The sequence below is a fragment of the Flavobacterium sp. 22659 genome (assembly GCF_052044235.1).
Taxonomy (GTDB): Bacteria; Bacteroidota; Bacteroidia; order Flavobacteriales; family Flavobacteriaceae; genus Flavobacterium; species Flavobacterium johnsoniae.
On sequence record NZ_JBQEMU010000030.1, the window covers coordinates 23,935 to 47,992 of the forward strand.

Here is a 24,058-nt window from a genome sequence, read left to right on the forward strand (position 1 = left end):
ACTTCCAGATTTATGTCCGAAGAATTTGAAAGTGAGAAAAGTAAAATTTTAAAAGGCTAAATTTTCATTTATAAGATTTTGCAATGAGAAAAATTATATGGATAAGTTTATTAACGGGACCAGTTTTTACTGTACTTACTCTTTCAACCGCCAGTTTACATAGACAGGTTGATGGAAGTGACAGTTACGGTTTTCCTGCTCGTTTCTATACCATTTATAGTGAAATGGTTTACCCTGCTCCAGCTTCAGAAATGACACGTTTCATTTTTCTAAATCTAGTTATTGATATTGTATTCGCTTTTATAATTACAATGCTGATTTTTGGAATTTATAAAAAGTTAAAAAAGATGTTCATCAGAAATAAAGTAAAATCCTAAAACCTTAAAATGATGTTTGATATTGTATCTGTAATCTCAAAACACACTGCATTTTTAGAAGACAAATTAAAGCAGTTAGATCTTAATCAAAGAAAAAGTATTGGTAAAGCTTTTATTCAATTCTATTTTCTATTGCCTGAAACAGTAGAATGTATCGAACATCATTTAAAAATTAAAATTTCTGAACCAAAGCTGATTGAGGATTTAGAGAATAATACTCTTCAGTATTTTAAAGATGCATTAAAAAGCTATGATGCCGAAACAGATGAATATGCCGAAAATTTTGAAGAACTCGATCCTATGGAAGTCAACATTATAAGCGGTTTAGAAAATTCTGTACGTGCTTACGACAAATCAGAATATGCTGTTTACAACTTTTTATTGGTGATTGATATTTTGGATTATTATGAAAATTTCTCTGAAAACCCTGAATACTGGAATAATCTGCTTAAAGAAGAAATTGATTTTCAACAGAAAATTATGGAACAGATTTCAAACGGAGCAGTTATTGACGAAAGCATCTATTTTGAGCGATATAAAGAAGTAAAGTTTGATGAAATCTAAATCAATACGATAACTTATGAAATTAAAATTATGCTTAGCCGTCTTTCTTTTAGCAGAAATCTATCACGCAAATGCTCAAAAAGCTTATATCATTAATGATTTTCTTAAAGATTATACTTTGTATTTTTTTAGTCATAAAACTGAATCTGAAACAAAAGAATATTATAAACTTACAGAGAATCAAACTAAGAAAACAGTACTTGAATATGGTTCGAATGAACTTTCTAAATCAGAAACACTAAAAACAGCTAAAATCACTGCTTTCAAAAGTATTCCAGAAAGTAACATTCGTGTTTTAGGTGATGTAAACTTTGATGGCAGACAAGATATAGTAATCCACGAAACAGAAATAAACGATGATGGCTGTTATACTGCTCAGGCAACAGCGTATGTTTTCATTAATACACCAGGCAATTTTCTCAGCAGTCCAAGTATTAGCCGCTTATATAACGATGCTTATTGTGTACGAGGCGGATCATTTGAAATTGACTCTAAAAACAAACGTGTTATTACTTCGAGCAGCGGCGGAGCAGCGCTTCATGTCTCCTCTTACTACAGTATTTCTGGCATTGAAGCAAAAGAGATAGCTTCTTTTGAGGAAAGAGCGGATGCACTTTCTCCATTTATAACAATAACAGGTAAAAAATGGAAAGACAACAACTGGGTTACCGTTTCAACTTTATCTGTTTATGAACCAGGCTTAGACAAAGTGTTTTCTTTTGACACTAAAAACGGAAAAGGACGGGTGCTTTTATTTAAAGTTAAAGATATTCTGTACTATGCCTTTCAGCAAAACGACGAATATAAATTTATCTCTTTTGCTTATCCTTCTAGTCCTGAAAAAGCGGACAAATCGGTTTTTAAATTTAGAAAACAGAATGCTGCTTATGAATTGGAATTTAACAGCGGTCCCATAAAATATATCGCATATGAAACTCCAACCGAAACAGGTATTAAAATTTATGTAAATGGGAAATTATCTGACTGGCAAGGAATGACCAAAGAGGGAAGTTTACAAGCATTGGTTAAAAGCAAATTTCAGAATGTTCTAAACGACTAATTTGTTTTTAAAACAAGAACATACTGTAAGTATAATATATCCGATTTTAAATAAACTCAAAACTAACCAAAATGAACACCGAAAATTTACTTAACCAGTCAGAAGAAGAAATAAACTATTTTTATCACTTTAATTTTTCAAAGTTTAAGGCGGTAACTTTCCCTCTGGCAATTATTGCCCTTCTTCTTATCATAAAACAGTTTGTCACAAACAATTTTTCCATCTCGCATGGCGGAGGAGCGGGATTGTTAGGCATGCTAACGCCTTTTCGAGGACCACAAAGCCTGCCTATGTGGACAAATATTTTGAATACAATAATCGATATATTAACTCTAATAATAACACTTTGCTGGGAAGCTTTTAATGAAAAGAAATTTGACAAATTAAAATATATTCTCTTATTATGTCTGCCAGCAATATTATCAAATATAATCTCTACTTTTTCAGACCTTCGTGAATCTTACGATAACAGTTCGTTTTTTATAATTTATGTTCTTTTAGGTTATTTGCAACCTTATGCCTTATATGGAGCACTAAGAGGAAAAATACTTTACGGAAAAAAAATTAGCTTTTTAGGTTATTTAATAGGAATGTTTACGCTTATAAACATAGATGCTTTATACCAAAAAACAGTTTCTATATTAACTTTCAGCGATTTTTATGGTTCTGTTCCATCTTACGAAATAGTATTTTCAAGATTATTTGCGATACTGTCTTTTTTCTATTTTATACTTTTATTAGATGCAGGATTTTCTTTTAAGAGTTTTATAAAAATACCTGCTACTGCTTTTCTAAGCTATAAAAAATTTACAATGCATTTTTTCCTGCTGTTTACTTCATTCCTTGCTGTTCATTTTGTTTTTACAGAACAATTCTCTGTGAATTGGTTCAGTTCTTTGGCACCAAGCATTTCGAGAACTTACTATGACATATATACAGCTATTCGCGTGGTTTTTCAACTTACATTTGTCTATTTATTATTCTCTCAACTATTGCTTTTACAGTTAGGTGCTTTGCGCAGAAGACCTTTATGGATATATCTGGTGAGCTTTATACCTATAGTTAATTTGATTCCTTTATTATTCTTTTTTCGCAAAAATACTCCATTGACAGATGCTGAATATTTAGAAATAGAACAAGATGAAAATCAAAGAAAATTATACTTCCAGGCATTTCTTCTGTTTGCAGTAAGTGTTTATGCATTTTACAAATTTATAGGGCTTGGATTAAACCGTCAGAACTTAATTTGCTTAACTGGAATAGTTATCGCATTGTATATTTCTATAATCTATTTTAGAAAAGGTGTTTGGATAGGTTTTGCATTATTAGCTCTAGGATCCCTATTCTTTTTCTATAAGGAAATCCCAAGTGGTTTCTATTATTTCTGCGTCTTTTCTTATGGGGCAATTGGAATATATAATCTTCATATTGCCATATTTTGGGAATCTCCAGAATGGGCTGAAATTGAAGAGAATATTGAAAGAGTAAAAATCGAAGAGGCATAAACATTACCATCGTAATATATTGTTACAATGCGTTAAATGCAAAAGAGTCGCAAAATTGCGACTCTTTTTTATGTGATAAAATATTCCTAGGTTTCTTTAACTGTAATAATCTTTACTGGACAAGCTTTCGCGGCCAATTCACAACTTTCGACAATAGTATGATTTGGAGATTTTAAAGTATAAAAGCCTTTTGCATTCTGCGAATGAATTAAAACCGATTTCCCGTCTTTTTTAGACATTTGAAAATGGACGGGATCCATTTCGACACAGTAATTACAGCCAATGCATTTATCTCTTTGTAAAGTTACGATAACCATTATGCCTCAACAATTTTATATAATTTGTCCGACATTCTGATTCTAAATGGCAGTTTGAAACTGCAGTCATCGCCTTTTGTGGCTTTTTCTCCCGCGACATCATTTACAAACATTTCATCAATAATCATTTCCTGAGCGCCGGTGCTTGGTCCTGTTACTAAGATTTTATCGCCGATTTTAATATCATAAGCCTCAATCTTAAACTGCCCAACCTCAGCTTTTGGAAAATAATGGGTTCCTTTACCCACATACACCTTTTTCTGAGTCGCTGCAGATCCTGGAATATCACTCCATTCTCCTAATTCCTGACCCAAATAATATCCCGACCAGAATCCGCGGTTGTAAACGGTTTCTAATGCTTTCACCCAAACTGCGGTTTTTTCTTTTGAAAAAGTTCCGTCGTAGTACGCGTCGATAGCTTCACGATACGTTTTAGTTACCGTTGCTACATATTCCGGAGCACGACCTCGTCCTTCGATTTTTAAAACTTTAATTCCGGAATCAATTACCTGATCTAAGAAATCCAAAGTGCACAAATCTTTTGGCGACATCATGTATTCGTTATCCAATTCAATTTCAAAACCTGTTTCCTGATCGATAACAGTATATTTTTTTCGGCAGTTTTGTTTGCACGCACCACGATTCGCAGATGAATTATTCGAATGCAGACTCAAATAACATTTCCCCGAAACTGCCATGCATAAAGCGCCATGACCGAAAATTTCGATTTCTACTAAATTTCCGTTTGGTCCTTTGATCTGTTCTTTTTCAATTTGATCTGTGATGTTCTTTACCTGACGTAAGCTTAATTCACGGCTTAAAACCATAGTATCGGCAAATAAGCTGTAGAATTTAATGGTTTCAATATTTGTTATATTCAATTGTGTTGAAATATGAACTTCCATTCCAATTGATCTTGCCATAGCAATTACGGCTTGATCAGAAGCAATTACCGCTGTAATGTTTGCTTCTTTAGCTTTTGTCAATAAGATTTTTACAACTGATAAATCGTGATCGTAAATAATGGTGTTTAAAGTCAAATAGCTTCGAGCGTTTTTGGCTTCGCATCGATTGGCAATTTCTTTTAAATCGTCAATCGTAAAATTCACTGTCGAACGTGCACGCATATTAAGCTGTTCAACTCCAAAATATATGGAATCACAGCCATTATCTAAGGCAGCCTGAAGCGACTCAAAATCTCCCGCTGGAGACATGAGTTCAATTGCATTGTTAATTGTCATTTTTGATTCTATTATTTCAATGAAATGATTTTTTAATCAGTCATCTAACAATTGACAAAAATAATGTGGGTGTAGATTAGATTCCTATGATTTATATCATAGTTTATATTTTAAAAAATATTTGTAAATCCTTACACAATCTTCGTTAAACATAGCCCACGGTTTCAACCGTGGGAAACGTATTGTTGCGTAACGTTGAAGATTCAAATTTTAAAAAATACACAATTGTTGAGGATATCCGTTGCGTTTCTGCGATTGAAACCCCAGGCTATGTTTTATCTAAGAATGTTTTTCAAATATAGCCCGTGGTTGAAACCACGGGGAACGTGTCGAATTCAATCCTACAAAATGCATAATCGTTGAGGAAATTCATTGTGTCCATGCGGTTGAAACCGCAGGCTATGTTTTTCTATCGCATGTTTATTAAATATAGCCCGTGGTTTCAACCACGGGAAACGCATCGTTAAGCCAAACGATCATTTATCCCCCAATCCATGCAATTTTACAAAATCATCAAATTCATCTTGTCCGTTTTTCTTAAGATGATGTTGTTTTTGATTTTTGATATAATTATAAACAGCATCTAACTGAGATTCGCTTACTGCAAAAGCTGCGTAACCAGTTTGCCACGCGAATTTTTCAGGAATTAGATTTACTCCATTTATACAATGAGAAGATCCTCCTTTTGCTTGACGAATTACATCTGATAGAGATTTTTTCGGATTTAATAAAAATAAAACATGTATGTGGTCAGGCATTCCGTTAATGATTCTAACAGGACAATCCAAATCAATTAATTCATCGTGAACATAATCATGCACGTTTTTCTCAATTGAAAAATCAATTAATTCCTTACGATTTTTAGTTGCCCAAATTGCGTGAATCCATAATTTGGTAAAAGAATGTGACATTGTAAATTAGGGTTTTAAAAAACCGCTAATTTACAATTTTATACAACTTATCTGACAAACGAATACGAAATGGAACCTCAAAGGTAACTTTATCACCAATTTTAGCAGTTTGAGTTTCTGCTCCATTAACAATGATTCTATTCAAAACCATTTCCTGATCACCCGTAGTTGGGCCAGAAATTAGGATTTTATCACCGCTGTTTAACTCTTGGTTTTCTATAGTAAATTGTCCAACCTGAGCTTTTACATAATAATGTTCCGCTTTTCCAAGAAGTACTTTCTTTACTTTTATTTTCTGACGAATATCTGCTGGCTTTTGAGCTGTTGCCAAAGCAGTTTCTGGTAATTCTCCTGAATGTTTGAATTTAAGGTTTTCCGATTTTCCTTTTCTAAATACCTTGTTTCCAACTTGTTTTCCAGTTCTTAAACGAACCTGGTCAACCAAAGGCATGTGGATAATCTCTAAACATTCTGTAGAACAGCAGTTTTCCATTGCAGCTTTACAGTCATCACACTGAATAAACAATAAATGACAGCCGTCATTCTCGCAGTTTGTATGGTTATCACAAGGTTTTCCACATTGGTGGCATTGTGAAATAATATCATCTGTAATTCTTTCGCCAAGACGATTATCAAATACAAAGTTTTTACCGATGAATTTACTTTCTAAACCTTCTTCTTTCAATTGTTTAGCGTAATTAATAATACCGCCTTCTAACTGATAAACGTTTTTGAAACCTTGGTGTTTAAAATAAGCACTTGCTTTTTCACATCGAATACCTCCAGTACAATACATTACCAGATTTTTATCGTCTTTGTGATCTTTAAGCTGTTCGTTGATGATTGGCAGACTCTCCCTAAAAGTTTCTACATCTGGAGTAATCGCACCTTTAAAATGACCAACTTCACTTTCGTAGTGATTTCTAAAATCTACCACAATAGTATTTGGATCATCAAGGATTTCGTTGAATTCTTTGGCTTTTAAGTGAACGCCAATATTAGTAACATCAAATGTTTCATCGTTTAAACCGTCGGCAACGATTTTGTGACGCACTTTGATGGTCAATTTTAAAAAGGAATGATCGTCTTGTTCTACAGCAACATTCAATCGTATGCCTTTCATGAAATCATAAGCTTCGAGGGTTTCTCTAAAAGCTTCAAAATTTTCGGCAGGAACACTCATCTGAGCATTAATTCCTTCATGGGCAACGTAAATTCTTCCCAATGCATCTAGTGCATTCCAGGCAAGAAATAAATCGTTACGAAATTTTTGTGGATCTTGAATTTTGGCATACGCATAGAAAGACAACGTTAGTCGTTGTTTACCGGCATCATCGATCATGATGGCTCTTTCTTCTGCGCTTAAAGTGTTATACAGTTGCATGCTATAAACATTTTTAAGTTAAGAATAAATGAATTGCGAATCTATAAATGGAATAAATTCGGGCGCAAAGGTAAGGCTTTCTTTTCAATTTTAAAAACAATAAAAATGCTTGATTTTTGGACCATACTAAGAAATGTAAGTTCATAATTAAAGTGATTTTTATAGGCAACAAAGTTGCTTTAATAAAAAACAATCATTGTTTATCAATTGGTTACAAAAATTTATTAAATTTATGTGTATAATTTTAACATTTATGATTATGAATGCTTTAAAACTACCAATCCTCCCCCTCTTCTTTCTTTTAACCTTATTTACTTCCTGCAAAAAAGAACAGCCCAAAGCTCCTCCTCCAATGCAGGCTCCTTTTGTTACGGTCAAAAGTGAAGATGTCCCCATTTATAAAGATTTTGCAGGACAGACTTTTGGAGATTTAGACATTGAATTAATCGCAAGAGTTGATGGTATTCTCACCGGAATTCATTTCAAAGAAGGCCAGAGAGTCAAAAAAGGCCAGCTTTTATATACCATAGACCCGTTAGAATATGATACCAAAGTAGAGCAGGTTCGCGGACAAGTTGCCGGCGCTCAAAGTAATTTGGTAAATGCCGAAGAAGAATTAAAAAGAATCCGTCCGCTTGCTGATATGAATGCAGTCAGTAAACGTGAATTGGATGCCGCTGTCGCGAAAGACAAAGCCGCACGATCCAACCTCAACAGTGTACAGGCCAGTTTAAGAAATCAGCAGATTGAAAGAAGCTACTGCGATATCAAATCTCCAATTGATGGCGTAATTGGACTTTCGAATGCCCGATTAGGAGATTATATTACCAGAATTGGAAATGATGCAAAACTCAATACCGTTTCTAAACTAGAAAAAGTAAGAGTACAATTTACGGTCAGTGAATCTGATTATTTACGATATCAAAAACAGGTCAAAGCCGGAGAACGTATTACTGATCTTTCTTTAATACTATCTGACGGAAGTACCCACCCATACAAAGGAAGTCTCAATTTCTCCGATACTAAAATAGATCCTACAACCGGAACTGTAACCATCGAAGCACAGTTTCCTAATCCAGATGGCACTTTACGATCCGGACAATTTGCAAAAGTTCGTGTTTTAATTCGTACTCAAAAAGATGCCATTGTTGTTCCTCAAAAAGCAGTAACCGAAATTCAGGGACTTTTTCAGGTTTCAATTATAGATTCTAAAAACACGATTCAAACCCGAATGGTTGAAGTCGGACAAAAAATTGGTGTCGACTGGATTATTACCAAAGGTTTAAAACCCGACGAAAAAGTCGCTATTATTGGAAATCAGTTTATTCAGCCCGGATCAACTGTTGTTCCCGTTCCTTATGTAGCCGACAAAGATAAAAAGCAGATTGCATCATCTCTAAACAACTAGATTATGGATAATTTCTTTGTACGCAGACCAATCGTTGCTATTGTTCTCTCCATTTTCATTGTTTTAATTGGAGGCCTTTCTGTCCTTTCAACACCTATTGCTCAATATCCGGAAATTGCACCGCCTTTGGTACAAGTTTCAACAAGTTATCGTGGAGCAAATGCTTTAAACGTTGAGCAGGCCGTTGCCACGCCAATCGAGCAAAAGGTAAACGGAGTTGAAAACATGCTTTACATGCAGTCCACAAACACAGGTGATGGGAGTATGACGTTAAATATTACGTTTGATATGGGAACGGATTTGGATAATGCTACCATGCTGACCCAGAACCGCGTTAACGAAGCGACCAACAAACTTCCTAATGACGTTAAGACAACAGGAGTTACCACAAAAAAGTCGCTCTCAATGCCCATGCTGATTTTGTCCCTGTATTCTCCCAACAAAACTTTTGATGGAAACTTTCTGACCAATTATGCCAATATCAACATTGTAGATGCTTTGGCGCGTATAAAAGGAGTTGGAGAAGTTACGCTTTATGGAGGAAGTAATTATGCCATGCGAATTTGGGTCAAGCCCGATATTATGGCCAAATACAATTTGACGGTGCCTGATATTATACGATCTATCCAGGATCAAAATGCCATTGCGCCCGGAGGAAAATTTGGTGCTCCGCCGGCAACCGAGAATAACGAGTTTACTTATAACGTCATGCTGAAAGACCGTTTGGTGAATCCAGAAGATTTTGAAAATATCATTTTAAAATCAAACATCAATAATCAGCAGGTTCGTTTAAAAGATATTGGAACGGTAACTTTAGGAACAGAAAGCTATGCTTCAATTGCGAAATTAAATGGAAATCCAGCAGGAACTATCGGAATTAAACAAATGCCGGGTTCTAATGCATTGGAAGTTGCCGAAAATGTAAAAAACACAATCGAAAGACTCAGCAAAAGATTTCCACAGGATTTGAAATATCGTGTTTCATTAGATACTACTCTGGCCATTTCCGAAGGAATCAATGAAATCATGCACACTTTGGTCGAAGCCATTATTCTGGTAATTATCGTGGTTTTTATCTTTCTCCAAAACTGGCGTGCGACTTTAATTCCGCTTTTAACCGTTCCTGTTTCGTTGATTGGGGTTTTTATGCTTTTTCCAATACTTGGATTTTCCATAAATGTACTTTCGCTTTTAGGATTAGTATTGGCCATCGGAATTGTCGTCGACGATGCCATTGTGGTTGTTGAAGCCGTAATGCATCATATAGAACACGGAATGTCTCCCCGCGAAGCCACCAATCAGGCTATGAAAGAAGTTTCGGGTCCCGTAATTGCCATTGCGATTGTATTGACCGCCGTTTTTATTCCCGTAGCTTTAACACCTGGAATTACAGGAAGATTGTATCAACAATTTGCTATTACAATTGCTATATCAGTGATTTTCTCTGCATTAAGCGCTTTAACTTTAAGTCCGGCTTTATGTTCCCTTTTATTAAAACCCAATCAGGAAGCAAAAGGCTGGCTCGGAAAATTCTTTGGATGGTTTAATGATAAATTTGGAAAATTCACCAATAAATACACTGGCTTTTCTGGTTTTCTAATTAAAAAAACGGCTCGAAGCTTAATCTTCATCGGAATTATCGTTGGAGCGATTATTCTGTTGGGAGGGAAAATTCCCGGCGGTTTTGTACCCGAAGAAGATCAAGGCTATATGTTTGTAAACATTGAACTTCCTGGCGCATCATCTTTAGAAAGAACGGGGAAAGTGATTCAGAAAGTAGAACATATCCTTTCAAAAAATCAAGGTGTTGAATATTATACTTCGGTCGCTGGATTTAGTTTAATCAAAAACTCGGTGGCAACCAACAACGGATTTTTCTTCGTTGCTTTAAAAGAATGGAAAGAACGGGAACAAGACGTTTTCCAAATTTTAAAAGAAGTCAACGGAAAAGTGGTTTTCGGAATTCCCGAAGCAACTGTTTTTGCATTTGGTCCTCCGCCGATTACAGGAATTGGAAATGCAGCCGGATTCTCGATGATGCTTCAGGATCGGGAAGGAAATACTCCACAGTATCTCTTTGCAAATGCACAGCAATTTATGGCTGAAGCCAAAAAGAGACCTGAAATTGGAACGATTCGAACGACTTTTAATCCGAATGTGCCACAGATTAGTCTGGACATCGACAGGGAAAAAGTAACAGAACTCAATCTTTCTTTATCTGATGTGAATATCGCTATTGGTGCCAGTTTAGGAGGGCAATACATTAATGAATTCAACAAATTTGGACGACAGTATATCGTATTGCTTCAGGCTGACCCAAGTTATACCGTAAATCCAGAGGACATTAATAAGATATTTGTTCGGAGCAAAGACAACAAAATGATTCCGATTTCGAGTATTGCCACAATCCGAAAAGTAAGCGGTCCAGAATTTACAACTCGTTTCAATTTGTACCGAGCTGCAGAAATTGGCGGAACTCCCGCTCCCGGATTTACTTCGGCGCAAGCCATGACTGCTTTACAGGAAACGGCCGCTAAAGTACTTCCTGCAGGAATGGGTTACGAATGGGCAAACATGAGTTATCAGGAAAAACAGGCAGAAGGAAAAGGAAATACCGTTTTTATCATGGCACTGCTTTTCGTGTTTCTAATTCTCGCCGCCCAATACGAAAGCTGGAAACTGCCTTTCAGTGTTTTACTCGGAACGCCTTTTGCGGTTTTTGGTGCATTTCTAGGATTATACATCTGCCGATTACTCAGCCCGGATTATGTAAATAATGTTTTTGCGCAGATTGGTTTGGTAATGCTGATCGGATTAGCTGCCAAAAATGCGATTCTGATTGTAGAATTTGCAAAAGAAGAATATGAAAAAGGAATGCCTGCCAAAGATGCTGCTTTATATGCTGCAAAACTGCGCTTCCGTCCTATTTTAATGACGGCTTTTGCTTTCATTTTGGGAGTTGTTCCATTGCTGACGGCAACCGGTGCAGGAGCCCAAGCCAGAAAAGTTATGGGTATGACAGTTTTTAGCGGGATGCTTGTCGCTACTATTTTGGGAGTTTGTCTGATTCCCGTATTGTTTGTATTTATTGAAACCTTCGGAAAGAAAAAAACCGATGAAACCGATGAACCTAAAAAGGACGAACAATGAAAACTCTAAAAATACTTCTAGTGATATTTTTGGCAGCTGTTTTTCCTTACGGATGTATGGTTGGACCAAAATATGCCAAACCCGAACAGCCTCAGGCAGATTCTTTCCGTTATAGCCATCAGCCTGCTGATAGTACAAAATCGGTTACGACTATAAAATGGTCATCGATATTTAACGATGATGTCTTAATTGGTTTGATTGAAAAAGGAATCCAGAACAATTATGATCTTAAAATTGCCATTGCTCGACTAGAGCAAGTACAAGCCAATCTTGGAATGGCAAAAGCCGATTTATTTCCTGCTTTTCAATATTCAGGTCAGGTCAATAGTGCCGAAACTTTCATGCAGCCTTCGTCTGTATTTGCCAATATGTCTTGGGAACTTGATTTTTGGGGAAAATACCGTCATCAGACTAAAGCTTTACAAAATGAACTTTTAGCTTCTGATGAAGCCCGAAAAGTAGTGTTGTCTAATATTGTAAGTACAATTGCGACTTCTTATTTTGAACTGCGTGACTTTGATAATCAATTGGAAATTACCATTCACACTTTAGAAACCAGACAAAAAGCGTATGATATTATCAACGAACGTTTTATAAGCGGTTATGTTGCGGAATTGGATAAAGTACAAATCGAACAGCAGGTTGCCATTGCCGAAGCAAATATTCCGCTAATTAAAAGACAGATTACGGCTTTAGAAAATTCAATTTCAATTCTGATTGGACAAGTTCCACAGCCTATTCCAAGAGGAAAAACCAACAGTGAATTATTGATTTTAACAGAGTTCCCAACTTCTGTACCATCTGCATTACTGGAAAACAGGCCCGATGTAAAACGTCAGGAGTATTTATACAAAGCCGCTTTTGAAAGAATTGGTGTTGCACAAGCGTTGCGATATCCGTCATTTAACATTGGGGCGCTTGCCGGTTTTGCAAGTATTACGGTTGGAGATTTATTTAACGACGGTTCTTATACACAAAATGTCGGTGCTGGAGTTGCAGGTCCGATCTTCAACTTTGGAAAAAACAAAAGACGCGTTGAAGTGAATCGACAAATTGCAGAAGAAATGAAATTCAATTTCCAGAAAACCTATTTAACCGCAATTTCTGAAGTCGAGAACTCGCTCCAAAACGTGGCGATGTTTAAAGAAGAATGGACTGCCAGAAACAGACAAGTCGTTGCCGCTCAAAAAAACTACGATCTTTCAAACGCCAGATATTACAACGGTTATGTTTCGTACTTAGAAGTTTTGGACGCACAAAGATCCTTGTTTGAAGCGCAGTTGAGCCTTTCTCAGTTAACTCAAAAACAATTAAGTTCAATGGTTCAGTTATATAAAGCGCTGGGCGGAGGATGGAGCTTTTAAAGGTTCTGAGATGCTAAGAAACTAAGGTTCTAAGATTTTTTTAAGTCGCTAAGATTCTGAGATACTAAGTTTTTTGTTTTTATCTAGCTATGATTCCGTAGGAATGTTTCATCGGTAGAAAAAAAATAGCAATCGCCCATTTACGTTAGGAACGTTTGGACGTCATTTTTTAATTATCTAATGATGTCAAACGTTCCTACGGAACGTAAAACATTTATAACAATATAATTTTCTACCAACGGAATGTTCCTACGGAACAAAATATAGAACGAAAAAGGGCTGTTTCAAAATTGAAACAGCCCTTTTTCTAAACTTTGTATCTCTGTAACTTTGTTACTTTGAACCTATTAAATTAACAAAACTCGTTAAACGCATCTTGCAAATTCTCAGCGATCATTTCAGCTGGACGTCCTTCGATATGATGACGTTCTAACATGTGAACCAATTCTCCGTTTTTGAACAAAGCCATAGATGGCGATGATGGAGGAAAAGGAAACATATGTTGTCTTGCAGCATCAACCGCTTCTCTGTCAACACCAGCAAAAACTGTAATTAGGTGATCTGGTTTTTTAGCTCCTTGTAAACTCATTTTTGCTCCCGGACGTGCATTTCTAGCAGCACAACCGCAAACAGAGTTTACAACAACTAAAGTGGTGCCTTCAGCTTTGATAGCATTCTCAACAGCTTCAGCACTATGTAAATCTTGAAAACCTGCAGCTGTTAATTCAGCTTCCATTGGTTTTACCATGTCTAGTGGATACATATTTTTATTTTTTAAAATTTTACTTTTGATCTGCAAAGTTACAAAGTTTACTCGCAACTAGTTAATTTGAAGTATAAAGTTTTGTTATAGTTCAATATTAAAATTTAAATCAAAAGAAAATTATTACGCCGCAAACAATCTAAAGTGTCTCATCTTTTATTTTCTTATGAGGAAATTCATAATTGTACTGCTTCAAATGGCTGTTTCTTCCTTTTACCTTATGTCTGGTTTTTAAAACGGTAGATTTATCCTGTTCAGAAATATCAATTGTTGAAATGAAATTGGCAAAAAACTTTTTAAGTATTTGTATCTTATCTACTTCGATAGAGTAGATTATTTTTTTCCCTTTATTTTTTATATTTACCAGATTTGCTTTTTTCAGTTCCAGCAAATGTTTAGAAATTGTTGATTGTGCAAATGGCAGTAGTTCGACAATTTCACCACAAGTTCTATTGTTTTTTTTCCATAAAAGAGTCATAATATGAATTCTAGTCGAATGCCCCAGTGCTTTACAAATTTCACCAATTACTTCTGTTTCTTTATCAAATTTTATTTTTTTACGATTTCCCATTAGTTCGTTATCGTTAATAACCGATTATATAAGGCAAATCTAAATGTTATCCTATTTTTATTACCTCCCCCAAAAGTTATTAAAACCAAAAAATAAGACATTTTTTCATCCTTTAGCTCTTTCCTTAAATTTAGGAATCTAAAAGACGTCTTAAACAAAAAAATTATTTTAAAGCCACACGAAACAATGCTTTAATAAAAGGCAGTTTGGGACATTTTAAAATTACTTTAAGATCTTCAGCGAGACTTGTTTCTTCATCAAGGAATTTAAAGATCAAAGCAGGATTTCCTTTTCTGAATAAAGATGAAAAAACAGTACTTCCTAATTCATTATGACGATAAAGTATATCTAAAAGAAGTAAATCATAAAACCAGAATCGGCTTTTCTTATGAAATGCTTTCATATTGAGCGGAGCCGAAGTATTATTTTGAAGAAATTCCACTAATTCCGATGATTTTTTATCCGAGTTTTTAAACGTATAACCTGTGCTGGCTTTTGTCCATCCGCCCGCGGTACCAATATTTAAAACCCGTTTGGTATTTTTTTTCCAAAAAGGGTAACAGGTCATGGGAATACTTCCCTGCTCCTTTTCTGTAATTTCAAATTCATTAATCCCGAGTTTTTTCAAATACAGTTGAATCTCCTTTTCATATTCTTCTGCAGCAAGCAGTTTTTCTGAAAACAGTGTATATTCAACCAATGCTTCGGTTTTAGAAGCTGGCAAAACATACATAAATCTTGTATTCCCTTTCTGCTCTACCGAAAAATCCATGAAAGTTACCTCATCCGGATTAAAAACTTCTGATTCTGATTTTACAAACCAGCCCGCAAAATGCTGCTGCAAAACAGGATATTTCGTTTGGCTTTCGGCGAAAGCCTTAGTATATATGCTGTTGAATAAATAATCGCAGGTATATCGATTTTCTTCAGTTCCAACAAAAACATGTGTTTCGAGTTCGTTGATATCCGTTACTTTTTCATTTAAAAAAGTAATATTCGATTGATTTGAAATGGCTTCGAAAACAAAATTATAAAAATCTAATCCGCTGATTTTATTATATGTGTAAGGCTTCAAATCCAAATTGCGTTTAAAATTTTCATTGGCAAACAAGGCCGAATCCCATTTTTTTGAAACAACCGGATTCCATACACTTTCTGTTTTTTCCCAAAAACACCAGGTTCTGTCATTTGTTTTCTTAAAATCCTGATCCAGCAGCAGAATAGTTTTATCTGTGAATTTTCCAGATAACACCATTTTGTAAATGGTCATTAAAGATGCAAGACCTGTTCCGGTAAAGATGTAATTGAAATGTTTAATTTGCGAAGAGTTCATTCTCAAAAATAAGAAAAATTTATTCTTGTAGTTTTTCTAAAAGTACTTTAAAATCTTTAGACGATAAATAGTTTGAATATTGAAAAACAATCTCATTTTTCTCATTCAAAACACACAAAACCGGATATGCAATTTGATTGTTTTGAGTTCCCAATTGCAAAGCCAGTTCATGAATACCGACATTATTTCCAGAAGGCAGATATTTAAAAGTTTGATTATTAAATGTAATATCCCGTTTTTCTTCGGCATTGAAACTAATGAAATAAAAATCAGAGTTTAATTTTTCGATGATTTCTTGGTTTTTGAAGGTCGCTGTTTTCATTCTTTGGCAAAACTGACACCAATTGGTATGAATGAAAACAATGATTTTTCGTTTTTGAATTTGCTGTAAACTGTCTATTTCTTCAAAAGAATTGTTTTTCAGCTGACAGAAACCCGTTGCTGAAATCCCGAAGAAGAAGATTAATAGAAATAGCTTTTTCATTATTCTTTTGTTTTTTGCCACAGATTATAGGGATTAAAAGGATTTTTTCTAACGTCACCCTGAGCGAAGCCGAAGGGCGCTTCAATTGAAACGAAGGCTTCGACTTCGCTCAGTCTGACAAATTTTTATAAGAAATGAATAAATAAAAATCCGTATAATCCGTATAATCTGTGGCCTAATAAATTTATCTCAAAGTATATCGCAATCCCAAAAATCCTCGAATAGTCTGGTTTTGCCCATAAACATAAGTGGTATCAAACGTCAAACCATACGGATTATCAGGAGTAACCAATACTTTTCCTGCTGAATCGTATTGCACATTTTTATCAAACGGATCATTGGTTCTCGAAATTAAAAAAGGATTATTTTGTTTTGGCGTAAAGTTCAATAAGTTTTTAACTCCGCCATAAACTTCAAAATCTTTCCATCCCGAATAGGTAAACTGAATGTTTTGAATACTGTACCAAGGCGATTTTGGACTTCTTGGATCTGTTTCACTTAATAAAGGAAGTTTCATTGGACTGTAAACATTTCCTGTATAATCTATTGATAAATCCCAAGGCTGAATTTTATATGAAATGCTCCACGTTCCAGTAAAATTCTCAGTCAAATAAGGTCTTTCTGAAATTCCGTTTTCGACATTTTTATTATCTAAAACCGTTGCCCCTACAATAAATTTTAATCCCGATGGAAAATTAAGATCAATATTCGTGCTGATTCCCTGACTTAAAGCGTAGCCTTCAATATTATTATAAATGATTTCGTTTGGATTTGTTTCATAATCTGAAATAATCTTGTTGCTGAATCTGGTATAAAAAGCTGTTGTTTCAATTCCCATAAATGTTCCATTTCCAAAGTTGATTTTCTGAATATAATTCAAATTCACGTTTACTGATTTCTCTGGTTTCAAGTCATTTTTAATTACAACATCTCTCGAACCGGTTAAAGCGGCATGATCTTCGGTAAATAGATTCACAACCCGAAATCCTGTTCCGGCATTTAATCTAAAAATTGTGTTTTCGTCTGCTTTAAATCGATAAGCAAATCTTGGTGTAAATATCGAACCGTGAATCGAGTTATAATCGTATCTGGCTCCCAGCAAAACCTGACTTTTGGGAGAAAATGTAATTTCGTCCTGAACAAAAATTCCGGGAAGCCAGGTATTTTCAGCCTCTTTAGTTGCCGGTGTATTATCGTCATAATACGTATATCGGCTTGCAATTCCCGCCAGCAGATCGTTTCGTCCAATTTTTTTATCCCACGTTAATTGCACAAATCCAATTTTCTGATTGGCAATATATGATGTCGTTCCGTATCGGCTGTCCTGATAATGAACATTTCCAGAGAACGAAAACATTAGTTTTTCTTCAAAAGGTAATTGGTAGCTTCCAATTAATTCGGCTCTTTTGGTATAAATACTTTCGCCGTAGATTTCGTCACCGCCCCGGTATTTCTTTTCCCAGCGAATGTCTCCTCCCCATCGGTCTTCGTACATACCGCGCGCTGCAATAGTAAAAAGGCGATTATGATTTCGTTTAAAACTCCATTTATTAAAAACCGAAATTCGTTCAGAAAGCGTGACATCAGTAAAATTATCTTTGTCTTTATCGATAACCTGATCGTAGTTAAAATAATTAATTCCGATAAGTGAAATTGCTTTTTTACCTGCATTAAACTTCATTCCCAAGTCAAGATTACTTTCAAAATAAGAAGTCGTAAAATAATCCGCAGAAAAAGCCGGCGCATTGGCTGGGTTTTTAGTAATAATATTAATCAAACCTCCAACTGCCTCACTTCCGTAAAGAGACGAAGCGGGGCCTTTTACAATTTCAATTCTTTCAACCAATGAATTTGGAATTCCAGACAAACCGTAAACCGTCGAAAGACTGCTTACAATTGGCATTCCGTCGATCATTACCAAAGTATATGGACCTTCTAATCCGTTTATATGAATATCTCCTGTATTACAGACACCGCAATTCAATTGTGGACGAACGCCGTTTATATTCTGGAGCGCATCATAAATACTTGGGGTTGGGTTTTTCTTGAAAAAAACCGGAGAATACACCTCAACAGGAACAGCACTTTCTAATCGTTTTACAGGTTTTAAAGTTCCCGAAACTACAACTTCGTTCAATTCGTTTTGATCTTCTTCTAATTCAAAATCTAAGTTCAAATCCTGATTTTCTAAAAGGGATATTCTTTGAACTATAGGTTTGAATCCTGCAGAGGTTACTTGTAATTTATAGGTTCCTTTTGGAATATTTAGAAACTGATAAATTCCCAAAGAATCGGTTTTTGTTTTAAAGTTTGTATTTAACAAAATAACATTAATTCCCTGCACAACAGGACTATTTGCAGTTATTTTTCCTGATATATTTTGAGAATATATAGATTTAGATGTTATTATTAATATTGTCAAAAATAAATATTTCATTGTTTTAAAATTAATTTTAGACAAAACTAAAAATTAAATTTGACATACACTTATCCCGAAACATATTTTTTAAAACATTTCATTTTCAATCCGTTAAAAATGTTGTGCAAATTTGAACAGCGTCCAGCAAAAGTCAGGGCTGTGCAATTCTTTCAATAAAACCCGACAGGTTTTAAAACCCTGTCGGGATTATAGCTCAAAAATCTTCATCAATAAGTTCTTTGTTAATCACCGCTCCCGCGAAAGAACCAGTAGAAACGGCAATAGCAACAGATCGCATTGGTGTTGTACAATCTCCACTTGCAAAAATTCCAGAGATATTTGTCTTTTGCATTGCATCAACTTTTAATAAGCCTTGTTCGTTAAGATCACAGCCCAAAGTTTCAGGAATTGCGCAATGCTGTTCAAAAGGCGGTCTGGCATAAATAGCTTTTACTTCTACTTTATCCTGATTTTTGAAAACAATATTTTGAACATAACCTTCTTGATTTTCAAAAGATTCAATTTGTTCTTCAAAAATCTGCACGCCATGATTTTTAAGAATCTGAGTTTGTTCAGGAGTTAGCTCTGATTTTCCATTGGTACATAAGCGGAGATCTTTTGTCCAGTTCGAAATCAATTTGGCATATTCAAACCCCATTTCACCATTGGCAATAATCGCCGTTTTTTCATTTTTAACTTCATACCCATGACAATACGGACAATGTAATACTGAAATTCCCCAACATTCTGCAAAACCATTAATTTTCGGAAGCAAATCTTTAACTCCTGTCGCAAATAATACTTTTCTCGAAGTAAAAACATCGCCTGATTCAGTTGTAATTTCGAAGCCTTTATTTTTTTTAAATGCCTTTACTGCAAGTCCATTAAAAAATTGAACTGTTTTATAAATGTCAACCTGTAATTTGGCTTTCGCCGAAATAACAGCAGGCTTTTCACCGTCTTGTGTAATAAAATTATGAGAATGCGGCGTCTGCTTGTTACAGGGCAGACCGCTGTCGATAACTAAAACCTGACGCAGAGAACGTCCTAAACTCATAGCGGCAGATAATCCGCTGTAACTTCCGCCAATTATAATAACGTCAAAATCATTTCGTTTCATAACTAATACTTTTAATGTTTTTGTTTTCTGTGAAATTTGTAATTAATCAAATGCCCTGTAATCATTCCAATTCCTCCAAAATATATTAAATCCAGATGTATCTCTAAGAAAATATCTGTCAAAATACTAATCCAGATTAGACAAATTGAAACAATCAAAATTGAAGAAACCAAAAGATTTGATTTTTTCGTAATTTTGAGAATTGCAAATAAGCCTATCGAAGCAAATACTAAATCGATAATTGGATTATGACTTATGCCCAATGGAAGGATGGTTAAAATTGGAAAAATCAAACAATGGATCAAACAAATTGAGGCGCTTGAAATTCCTAAAATATCGTAAAAGGATGAGGTAGTTTTCTTCATTTCTTGTACATTTGCTTAATGCAATTTTGTTGCAAATATACACAATAAATTCAATTGCAACATTGTTGCTTTAATTTTTAATACAAAAACAAAATGAAAGCCACGCGTAACACTACAGCAAAGACAGCCGTTTTAGAGGTTTTTGAGAAATCTAAAACTGCACTGTCTCACACCGAAATTCAAAAACAATTGAACGATGTCTGCGACCGCGTCACAATTTATAGAATATTAGATCGTTTGGTAAATGAAGATGTAATTCATAAAATCTCCAATTTAGACGGAACAGTAAAATATGCAAAATGCAATCATTCGCATCAGCGTGTGCACATACATAATCATGCACATTTCAGCTGTGAAAACTGCCATGAAATCACCTGTCTGGAAACTGTAAAACCAAGCTATATTATGCCGCACAATTATAAAGTAAACGAAATTAACTTTACACTTTCAGGATTGTGCCCAAAATGTTTGAATTCTAACATTTAACTTTTAGACTCGTCTAAAAATATTGTTCAGCGAATGTAATTTTTACATATATTTGTTAAAACAATACTTTTACAATGACTAAATCTTTAGAAGAAGTAAACCAATCGGTTGCTACAGAACATAAAAAAACAGGATTCAGGAAAATATTAGCCTTTTTAGGCCCGGCATATTTAGTCAGCGTTGGATATATGGATCCCGGAAACTGGGCAACAGATATTGCAGGCGGAAGCCAGTTTGGCTATACGCTTGTCTGGGTTTTACTTATGAGTAACTTAATGGCTCTGCTTTTGCAGAGTTTAAGTGCACGTCTTGGAATTGTTACACAGCGCGACCTTGCGCAAGCTTCAAGAGAGACTTATTCAAAATACATTAACTACATTTTATATTTTCTGGCAGAGATCGCTATTGCCGCCTGCGATTTGGCAGAAGTTCTGGGAATGGCAATTGGAATCAATCTTTTATTTGGAATTCCGCTTCTTGAGGGTGTTTTAATTACCGTTCTTGACACTTTCCTTCTTTTATTTTTGATTAACAAGGGAATTCGAAAAATGGAAGCGTTTATAATTGCTTTGGTTGCAATTATTGGGTTTTCATTTATTTTTGAAATGATTTTTGCCGAACCTGAAATTCACAAGATCATTGGCGGACTTGTGCCTTCTATTCCAAATTCGGCTGCTTTATATATTGCAATTGGAATTATTGGTGCAACGGTAATGCCTCATAATCTTTATCTGCATTCTTCTTTGGTACAAACGAGAAAATTTGACCGAACCCCTGCCGGAATCAAACAAGCTTTGAAATACAATCTTATTGACTCAACAATTGCTCTTAATCTCGCATTTTTTGTAAATGCTGCGATATTGATTCTGGCTGCCGCTACTTTTCATAAAAATGGAATGTTTGAAGTTGCTGAAATTCAGGATGCGCATCAGTTTTTAGAGCCTTTACTGGGAACTAAATGGGCACCGATTTTATTTGCCGTTGCTTTAATTGCTGCAGGACAAAGCTCAACAGTTACTGGAACTTTGGCGGGACAAATTGTAATGGAAGGTTATCTCCATTTTAGAATTCAGCCATGGGTCCGCAGAATCATTACACGTTTAATTGCTATTGTTCCGGCCTTAATTGTGATTTACATTTATGGTGAAGATATAACCGGGAAATTATTAATCTTAAGTCAGGTAATTTTGAGCCTTCAATTGGGATTTGCCATTATTCCGCTGATTCACTTTGTGAGCGACAAATCGAAAATGAATGGTTTTCATATCTCTAAAACTACTCAGGTGGTATCGTGGATTATTGCTTCAATCATTGTTTCATTGAATGCAAAATTAGTTTATGACGAAATCACTTCATGGCTCGAAACTTCTAACAATCCCGCCTTGTTATGGTTTACTGTTGTTCCGCTGGCTTTTGGATTTTCGGCATTATTGCTGTACATTATTTTTAAACCGTTTATCGCTAAATTCAAAGCAAAAACAATCAATCACTCTCCACACAACCTGAAACTTCATTTTTCTCAAAAGAAAACTCAGGAAGTTAAAAACATTGCGGTTTCTGTAGATTTTTCTCATGCCGATGAAGCTGCACTTAACCATGCCTTCGAGTTGGGCGGAATGGATGCAAAATATACGTTAATCCATATTGTTGAAACAGTAGGCGCTTTAGTGTATGGCACTCATGTTCACGATCATGAAACTACTATCGACGAAAAATTATTATTAGGATACAAAGAAATGCTTTCAGAAAAAGGATTCAATATTGAAACTGAACTTGGTTTTGGAAAACCAGCTAAGATAATTCCGGAAATCATAAACAATGGACTTTTCGATATTCTGGTAATGGGAACCCACGGCCACACTGGACTAAAAGATATTCTTTTCGGTACAACGGTAGATAAATTGAGACATAAAATTTCTATACCTTTGTTGATTGTTAAATAAAAAGGCTCAAAGGTTCAGAGTTACAAAGGGACAAAGATTTTCGACTTTGAACCTTTGAGCCTTTGCAACTTTGTCGCTCAAAAAGAAAAAAAAAAAATGACCTTTTCAGAAGAAAACTACTTAAAATCGATATATCATCTTACGGCTTCGTTAGAAACTGAAGTAAGCACTAATGCTATTGCTGAAATGATGGAAACGAAAGCTTCCTCTGTAACAGATATGCTGAAAAAACTCGCAGAAAAGGATTTGGTTAATTATAAAAAGTACCAAGGCGTTTCATTGACAGAAAACGGAAAACTTGCTGCTAAAATGATCGTAAGAAAACATCGCTTATGGGAAGTTTTTCTGGTTGAAAAACTCAATTTCAGCTGGGATGAAGTTCATGATATTGCAGAACAGCTGGAACACATTAAATCAGAACAGCTGATTAACCGTTTGGATGATTTTCTGGGAAATCCAACTGAAGATCCGCATGGTGATCCAATTCCGGATGCAAACGGCCGAATCATTAAAATAGAAAAACAGCTTTTATCTGAATTAGAAGAAAATCAAACCGGAGTTTGTGTAGGCGTAAAAGATACTTCATCAGAATTTTTGAAATACCTCGATAAACAAGAAATCGCTTTGGGTTCTAAAATCGAGTTTTTATCTAAAGAATCATTCGATTTATCAGTCAAAATTAAAGTTGACGGAAGAGAATTATCTATTTCGAATAAAATTGCTTCTAATTTGTTTGTAAAGCTGGTTTAGAGGGATGTTTTCAAGAAATAAACTAAGAGGTTCTTAGAGTATTCATAAATCAATATTTTTTATCAGTTTGTGAAACCCATTTTCCTGCTGTATCAACATTTTGTCTCAACAATAAATTTAGCTGGCCAACATGATGCTGGACATGTCTCATGTTGTATAAAATCATTTCAATTCTGTTATAATTTTTCTTCTTTGTGATGAATCTTTCTTTTGAAGTTTCTTCGTTTAGTCCTTCAATTAAAAAGAAAACCTTTTTACGGCAATGCTCAAGATATTCAAGCAATTCTTCCTTTAGGTAAATTCTTTCCGGTAAAATTCCTTTTGGATCAAATTCAGATAAAGAAAATGGTTGTGGTGGAGAAAATTCGTCTGGTTTTACAGATGAATAATAATCAAGCCAAAAAATGGTGTGATAAGCAGAATACCAAAAATCTTTTTTATCCCAAAAACTCTCAGGACACACTAAGATTGAACTCTCGAGCATATCTATTACAGCTCCAAATTGCCTCCATAATATTTCCTTAATTTCCTCCATCGTTTAAT

At 35.0% G+C, this 24,058-nt stretch carries 22 protein-coding genes; 10 read left to right on the top strand and 12 right to left on the bottom strand.

All coding sequences use genetic code 11. The features are described 5' to 3' along the window. Positions 1-83: 83 nt before the first annotated feature. The 4 genes from ACTJIW_RS22295 to ACTJIW_RS22310 all read left to right on the top strand — a co-directional run bounded on the left by ACTJIW_RS22295 (position 84) and on the right by ACTJIW_RS22310 (position 3,506). Positions 84-377, top strand: coding sequence for a hypothetical protein (locus ACTJIW_RS22295; protein WP_121362794.1), 294 nt, complete (start codon positions 84-86; stop codon positions 375-377). 9 nt (positions 378-386) lie between these two features. After that, positions 387-941 carry a hypothetical protein gene (locus ACTJIW_RS22300; RefSeq protein WP_440716503.1) on the top strand — a complete coding sequence of 185 codons (555 nt, stop codon included), beginning with the start codon at positions 387-389 and terminating at the stop codon, positions 939-941. A 16-nt stretch (positions 942-957) separates the two neighbouring features. After that, a complete protein-coding gene (locus ACTJIW_RS22305) occupies positions 958-2,001 on the top strand; it encodes an XAC2610-related protein (RefSeq protein WP_440716502.1) in 1,044 nt (347 codons plus the stop codon). Between the two features lie 71 nt (positions 2,002-2,072). After that, positions 2,073-3,506, top strand: coding sequence for a hypothetical protein (locus tag ACTJIW_RS22310; RefSeq protein WP_440716501.1), 1,434 nt, complete (start codon positions 2,073-2,075; stop codon positions 3,504-3,506). Between the two features lie 86 nt (positions 3,507-3,592). Here the strand turns inward: ACTJIW_RS22310 and ACTJIW_RS22315 are convergent, their stop codons facing one another. The 4 genes from ACTJIW_RS22315 to trhO form a co-directional block, all read right to left on the bottom strand. Continuing rightward, a complete protein-coding gene (locus ACTJIW_RS22315) occupies positions 3,593-3,823 on the bottom strand; it encodes a ferredoxin (RefSeq protein ID WP_012022989.1) in 231 nt (76 codons plus the stop codon). Beyond that, positions 3,823-5,064 (bottom strand): peptidase U32 family protein, encoded by a 1,242-nt coding sequence (locus ACTJIW_RS22320; protein WP_440716500.1) that lies wholly within the window; start codon positions 5,062-5,064, stop codon positions 3,823-3,825. The genes ACTJIW_RS22315 and ACTJIW_RS22320 overlap by 1 nt, the downstream gene beginning before the upstream one ends. A 476-nt stretch (positions 5,065-5,540) precedes the next feature. After that, positions 5,541-5,975, bottom strand: coding sequence for an IS200/IS605 family transposase (tnpA, locus tag ACTJIW_RS22325; protein ID WP_440716499.1), 435 nt, complete (start codon positions 5,973-5,975; stop codon positions 5,541-5,543). Between the two features lie 25 nt (positions 5,976-6,000). After that, entirely contained in the window at positions 6,001-7,359 is a 1,359-nt protein-coding gene (trhO, locus tag ACTJIW_RS22330; RefSeq protein ID WP_440716498.1) for an oxygen-dependent tRNA uridine(34) hydroxylase TrhO, read from the bottom strand. Between the two features lie 232 nt (positions 7,360-7,591). Between trhO and ACTJIW_RS22335 the strand changes: the two genes are divergently transcribed. From ACTJIW_RS22335 to ACTJIW_RS22345, 3 genes are read left to right on the top strand one after another with little or no spacing between them, the layout of a single operon-like run. Beyond that, positions 7,592-8,767, top strand: coding sequence for an efflux RND transporter periplasmic adaptor subunit (locus ACTJIW_RS22335; protein WP_149205913.1), 1,176 nt, complete (start codon positions 7,592-7,594; stop codon positions 8,765-8,767). Between the two features lie 3 nt (positions 8,768-8,770). Next, positions 8,771-11,917 (top strand): efflux RND transporter permease subunit, encoded by a 3,147-nt coding sequence (locus tag ACTJIW_RS22340; protein WP_440716497.1) that lies wholly within the window; start codon positions 8,771-8,773, stop codon positions 11,915-11,917. Beyond that, on the top strand, positions 11,914-13,281 hold the full coding sequence (locus ACTJIW_RS22345) for an efflux transporter outer membrane subunit (RefSeq protein ID WP_440716496.1): 1,368 nt from the start codon (positions 11,914-11,916) through the stop codon (positions 13,279-13,281). The genes ACTJIW_RS22340 and ACTJIW_RS22345 overlap by 4 nt, the downstream gene beginning before the upstream one ends. Positions 13,282-13,633: 352 nt before the next feature. On the opposite strand, the gene ACTJIW_RS22350 is transcribed toward ACTJIW_RS22345, so the two are convergent. From ACTJIW_RS22350 to ACTJIW_RS22380, 7 genes are all read right to left on the bottom strand, one after another. Further along, complete coding sequence (locus ACTJIW_RS22350; protein ID WP_440716495.1) at positions 13,634-14,044, bottom strand: BrxA/BrxB family bacilliredoxin; 411 nt, start codon at positions 14,042-14,044, stop codon at positions 13,634-13,636. Between the two features lie 139 nt (positions 14,045-14,183). Beyond that, positions 14,184-14,615, bottom strand: a complete 432-nt coding sequence (locus ACTJIW_RS22355) for an ArsR/SmtB family transcription factor (protein ID WP_440716494.1) — start codon at positions 14,613-14,615, stop codon at positions 14,184-14,186. Positions 14,616-14,778: 163 nt separating this feature from the next. After that, positions 14,779-15,948: a lycopene cyclase family protein gene (locus tag ACTJIW_RS22360; protein ID WP_440716493.1), complete on the bottom strand. Its 1,170-nt coding sequence runs from the start codon at positions 15,946-15,948 to the stop codon at positions 14,779-14,781. Positions 15,949-15,967: 19 nt separating this feature from the next. Continuing rightward, positions 15,968-16,432: a thioredoxin family protein gene (locus ACTJIW_RS22365; RefSeq protein ID WP_440716492.1), complete on the bottom strand. Its 465-nt coding sequence runs from the start codon at positions 16,430-16,432 to the stop codon at positions 15,968-15,970. Positions 16,433-16,616: 184 nt separating this feature from the next. After that, positions 16,617-18,869, bottom strand: a complete 2,253-nt coding sequence (locus ACTJIW_RS22370; RefSeq protein ID WP_440716491.1) for a TonB-dependent receptor — start codon at positions 18,867-18,869, stop codon at positions 16,617-16,619. Positions 18,870-19,065: 196 nt separating this feature from the next. Beyond that, entirely contained in the window at positions 19,066-19,971 is a 906-nt protein-coding gene (locus tag ACTJIW_RS22375) for an NAD(P)/FAD-dependent oxidoreductase (protein ID WP_440716490.1), read from the bottom strand. An 11-nt stretch (positions 19,972-19,982) separates the two neighbouring features. After that, entirely contained in the window at positions 19,983-20,336 is a 354-nt protein-coding gene (locus tag ACTJIW_RS22380; protein WP_440716489.1) for a MerC domain-containing protein, read from the bottom strand. 93 nt (positions 20,337-20,429) lie between these two features. On the opposite strand from ACTJIW_RS22380, the gene ACTJIW_RS22385 reads away from it, so the two are divergent. The 3 genes from ACTJIW_RS22385 (at position 20,430) to ACTJIW_RS22395 (ending at position 23,515) form a co-directional block, all read left to right on the top strand. Beyond that, on the top strand, positions 20,430-20,822 hold the full coding sequence (locus ACTJIW_RS22385) for a Fur family transcriptional regulator (protein WP_012023018.1): 393 nt from the start codon (positions 20,430-20,432) through the stop codon (positions 20,820-20,822). A 74-nt stretch (positions 20,823-20,896) separates the two neighbouring features. After that, positions 20,897-22,765 carry an Nramp family divalent metal transporter gene (locus tag ACTJIW_RS22390; RefSeq protein WP_012023019.1) on the top strand — a complete coding sequence of 623 codons (1,869 nt, stop codon included), beginning with the start codon at positions 20,897-20,899 and terminating at the stop codon, positions 22,763-22,765. 96 nt (positions 22,766-22,861) lie between these two features. Continuing rightward, positions 22,862-23,515, top strand: coding sequence for a metal-dependent transcriptional regulator (locus ACTJIW_RS22395; protein WP_073410222.1), 654 nt, complete (start codon positions 22,862-22,864; stop codon positions 23,513-23,515). Between the two features lie 49 nt (positions 23,516-23,564). Here ACTJIW_RS22395 and ACTJIW_RS22400 read toward each other — a convergent pair whose 3' ends face one another. Beyond that, positions 23,565-24,050 (bottom strand): DinB family protein, encoded by a 486-nt coding sequence (locus ACTJIW_RS22400; RefSeq protein WP_440716488.1) that lies wholly within the window; start codon positions 24,048-24,050, stop codon positions 23,565-23,567. Positions 24,051-24,058: the final 8 nt, after the last annotated feature.

Bases quoted from the DNA above. Each gene is read 5' to 3' on its own strand.
- tnpA (WP_440716499.1), bottom strand. From the start codon at position 5,975: ATGTCACATTCTTTTACCAAATTATGGATTCACGCAATTTGGGCAACT.
- ACTJIW_RS22310 (WP_440716501.1), top strand. From the start codon at position 2,073: ATGAACACCGAAAATTTACTTAACCAGTCAGAAGAAGAAATAAACTAT.
- ACTJIW_RS22365 (WP_440716492.1), bottom strand. From the start codon at position 16,432: ATGAAAAAGCTATTTCTATTAATCTTCTTCTTCGGGATTTCAGCAACG.
- ACTJIW_RS22335 (WP_149205913.1), top strand. From the start codon at position 7,592: ATGTGTATAATTTTAACATTTATGATTATGAATGCTTTAAAACTACCA.
- ACTJIW_RS22370 (WP_440716491.1), bottom strand. From the start codon at position 18,869: ATGAAATATTTATTTTTGACAATATTAATAATAACATCTAAATCTATA.
- ACTJIW_RS22355 (WP_440716494.1), bottom strand. From the start codon at position 14,615: ATGGGAAATCGTAAAAAAATAAAATTTGATAAAGAAACAGAAGTAATT.
- ACTJIW_RS22315 (WP_012022989.1), bottom strand. From the start codon at position 3,823: ATGGTTATCGTAACTTTACAAAGAGATAAATGCATTGGCTGTAATTAC.
- ACTJIW_RS22360 (WP_440716493.1), bottom strand. From the start codon at position 15,948: ATGAACTCTTCGCAAATTAAACATTTCAATTACATCTTTACCGGAACA.
- ACTJIW_RS22305 (WP_440716502.1), top strand. From the start codon at position 958: ATGAAATTAAAATTATGCTTAGCCGTCTTTCTTTTAGCAGAAATCTAT.
- ACTJIW_RS22390 (WP_012023019.1), top strand. From the start codon at position 20,897: ATGACTAAATCTTTAGAAGAAGTAAACCAATCGGTTGCTACAGAACAT.
- trhO (WP_440716498.1), bottom strand. From the start codon at position 7,359: ATGCAACTGTATAACACTTTAAGCGCAGAAGAAAGAGCCATCATGATC.
- ACTJIW_RS22395 (WP_073410222.1), top strand. From the start codon at position 22,862: ATGACCTTTTCAGAAGAAAACTACTTAAAATCGATATATCATCTTACG.
- ACTJIW_RS22340 (WP_440716497.1), top strand. From the start codon at position 8,771: ATGGATAATTTCTTTGTACGCAGACCAATCGTTGCTATTGTTCTCTCC.
- ACTJIW_RS22385 (WP_012023018.1), top strand. From the start codon at position 20,430: ATGAAAGCCACGCGTAACACTACAGCAAAGACAGCCGTTTTAGAGGTT.
- ACTJIW_RS22350 (WP_440716495.1), bottom strand. From the start codon at position 14,044: ATGTATCCACTAGACATGGTAAAACCAATGGAAGCTGAATTAACAGCT.
- ACTJIW_RS22345 (WP_440716496.1), top strand. From the start codon at position 11,914: ATGAAAACTCTAAAAATACTTCTAGTGATATTTTTGGCAGCTGTTTTT.
- ACTJIW_RS22375 (WP_440716490.1), bottom strand. From the start codon at position 19,971: ATGAAACGAAATGATTTTGACGTTATTATAATTGGCGGAAGTTACAGC.
- ACTJIW_RS22295 (WP_121362794.1), top strand. From the start codon at position 84: ATGAGAAAAATTATATGGATAAGTTTATTAACGGGACCAGTTTTTACT.
- ACTJIW_RS22380 (WP_440716489.1), bottom strand. From the start codon at position 20,336: ATGAAGAAAACTACCTCATCCTTTTACGATATTTTAGGAATTTCAAGC.
- ACTJIW_RS22400 (WP_440716488.1), bottom strand. From the start codon at position 24,050: ATGGAGGAAATTAAGGAAATATTATGGAGGCAATTTGGAGCTGTAATA.
- ACTJIW_RS22320 (WP_440716500.1), bottom strand. From the start codon at position 5,064: ATGACAATTAACAATGCAATTGAACTCATGTCTCCAGCGGGAGATTTT.
- ACTJIW_RS22300 (WP_440716503.1), top strand. From the start codon at position 387: ATGATGTTTGATATTGTATCTGTAATCTCAAAACACACTGCATTTTTA.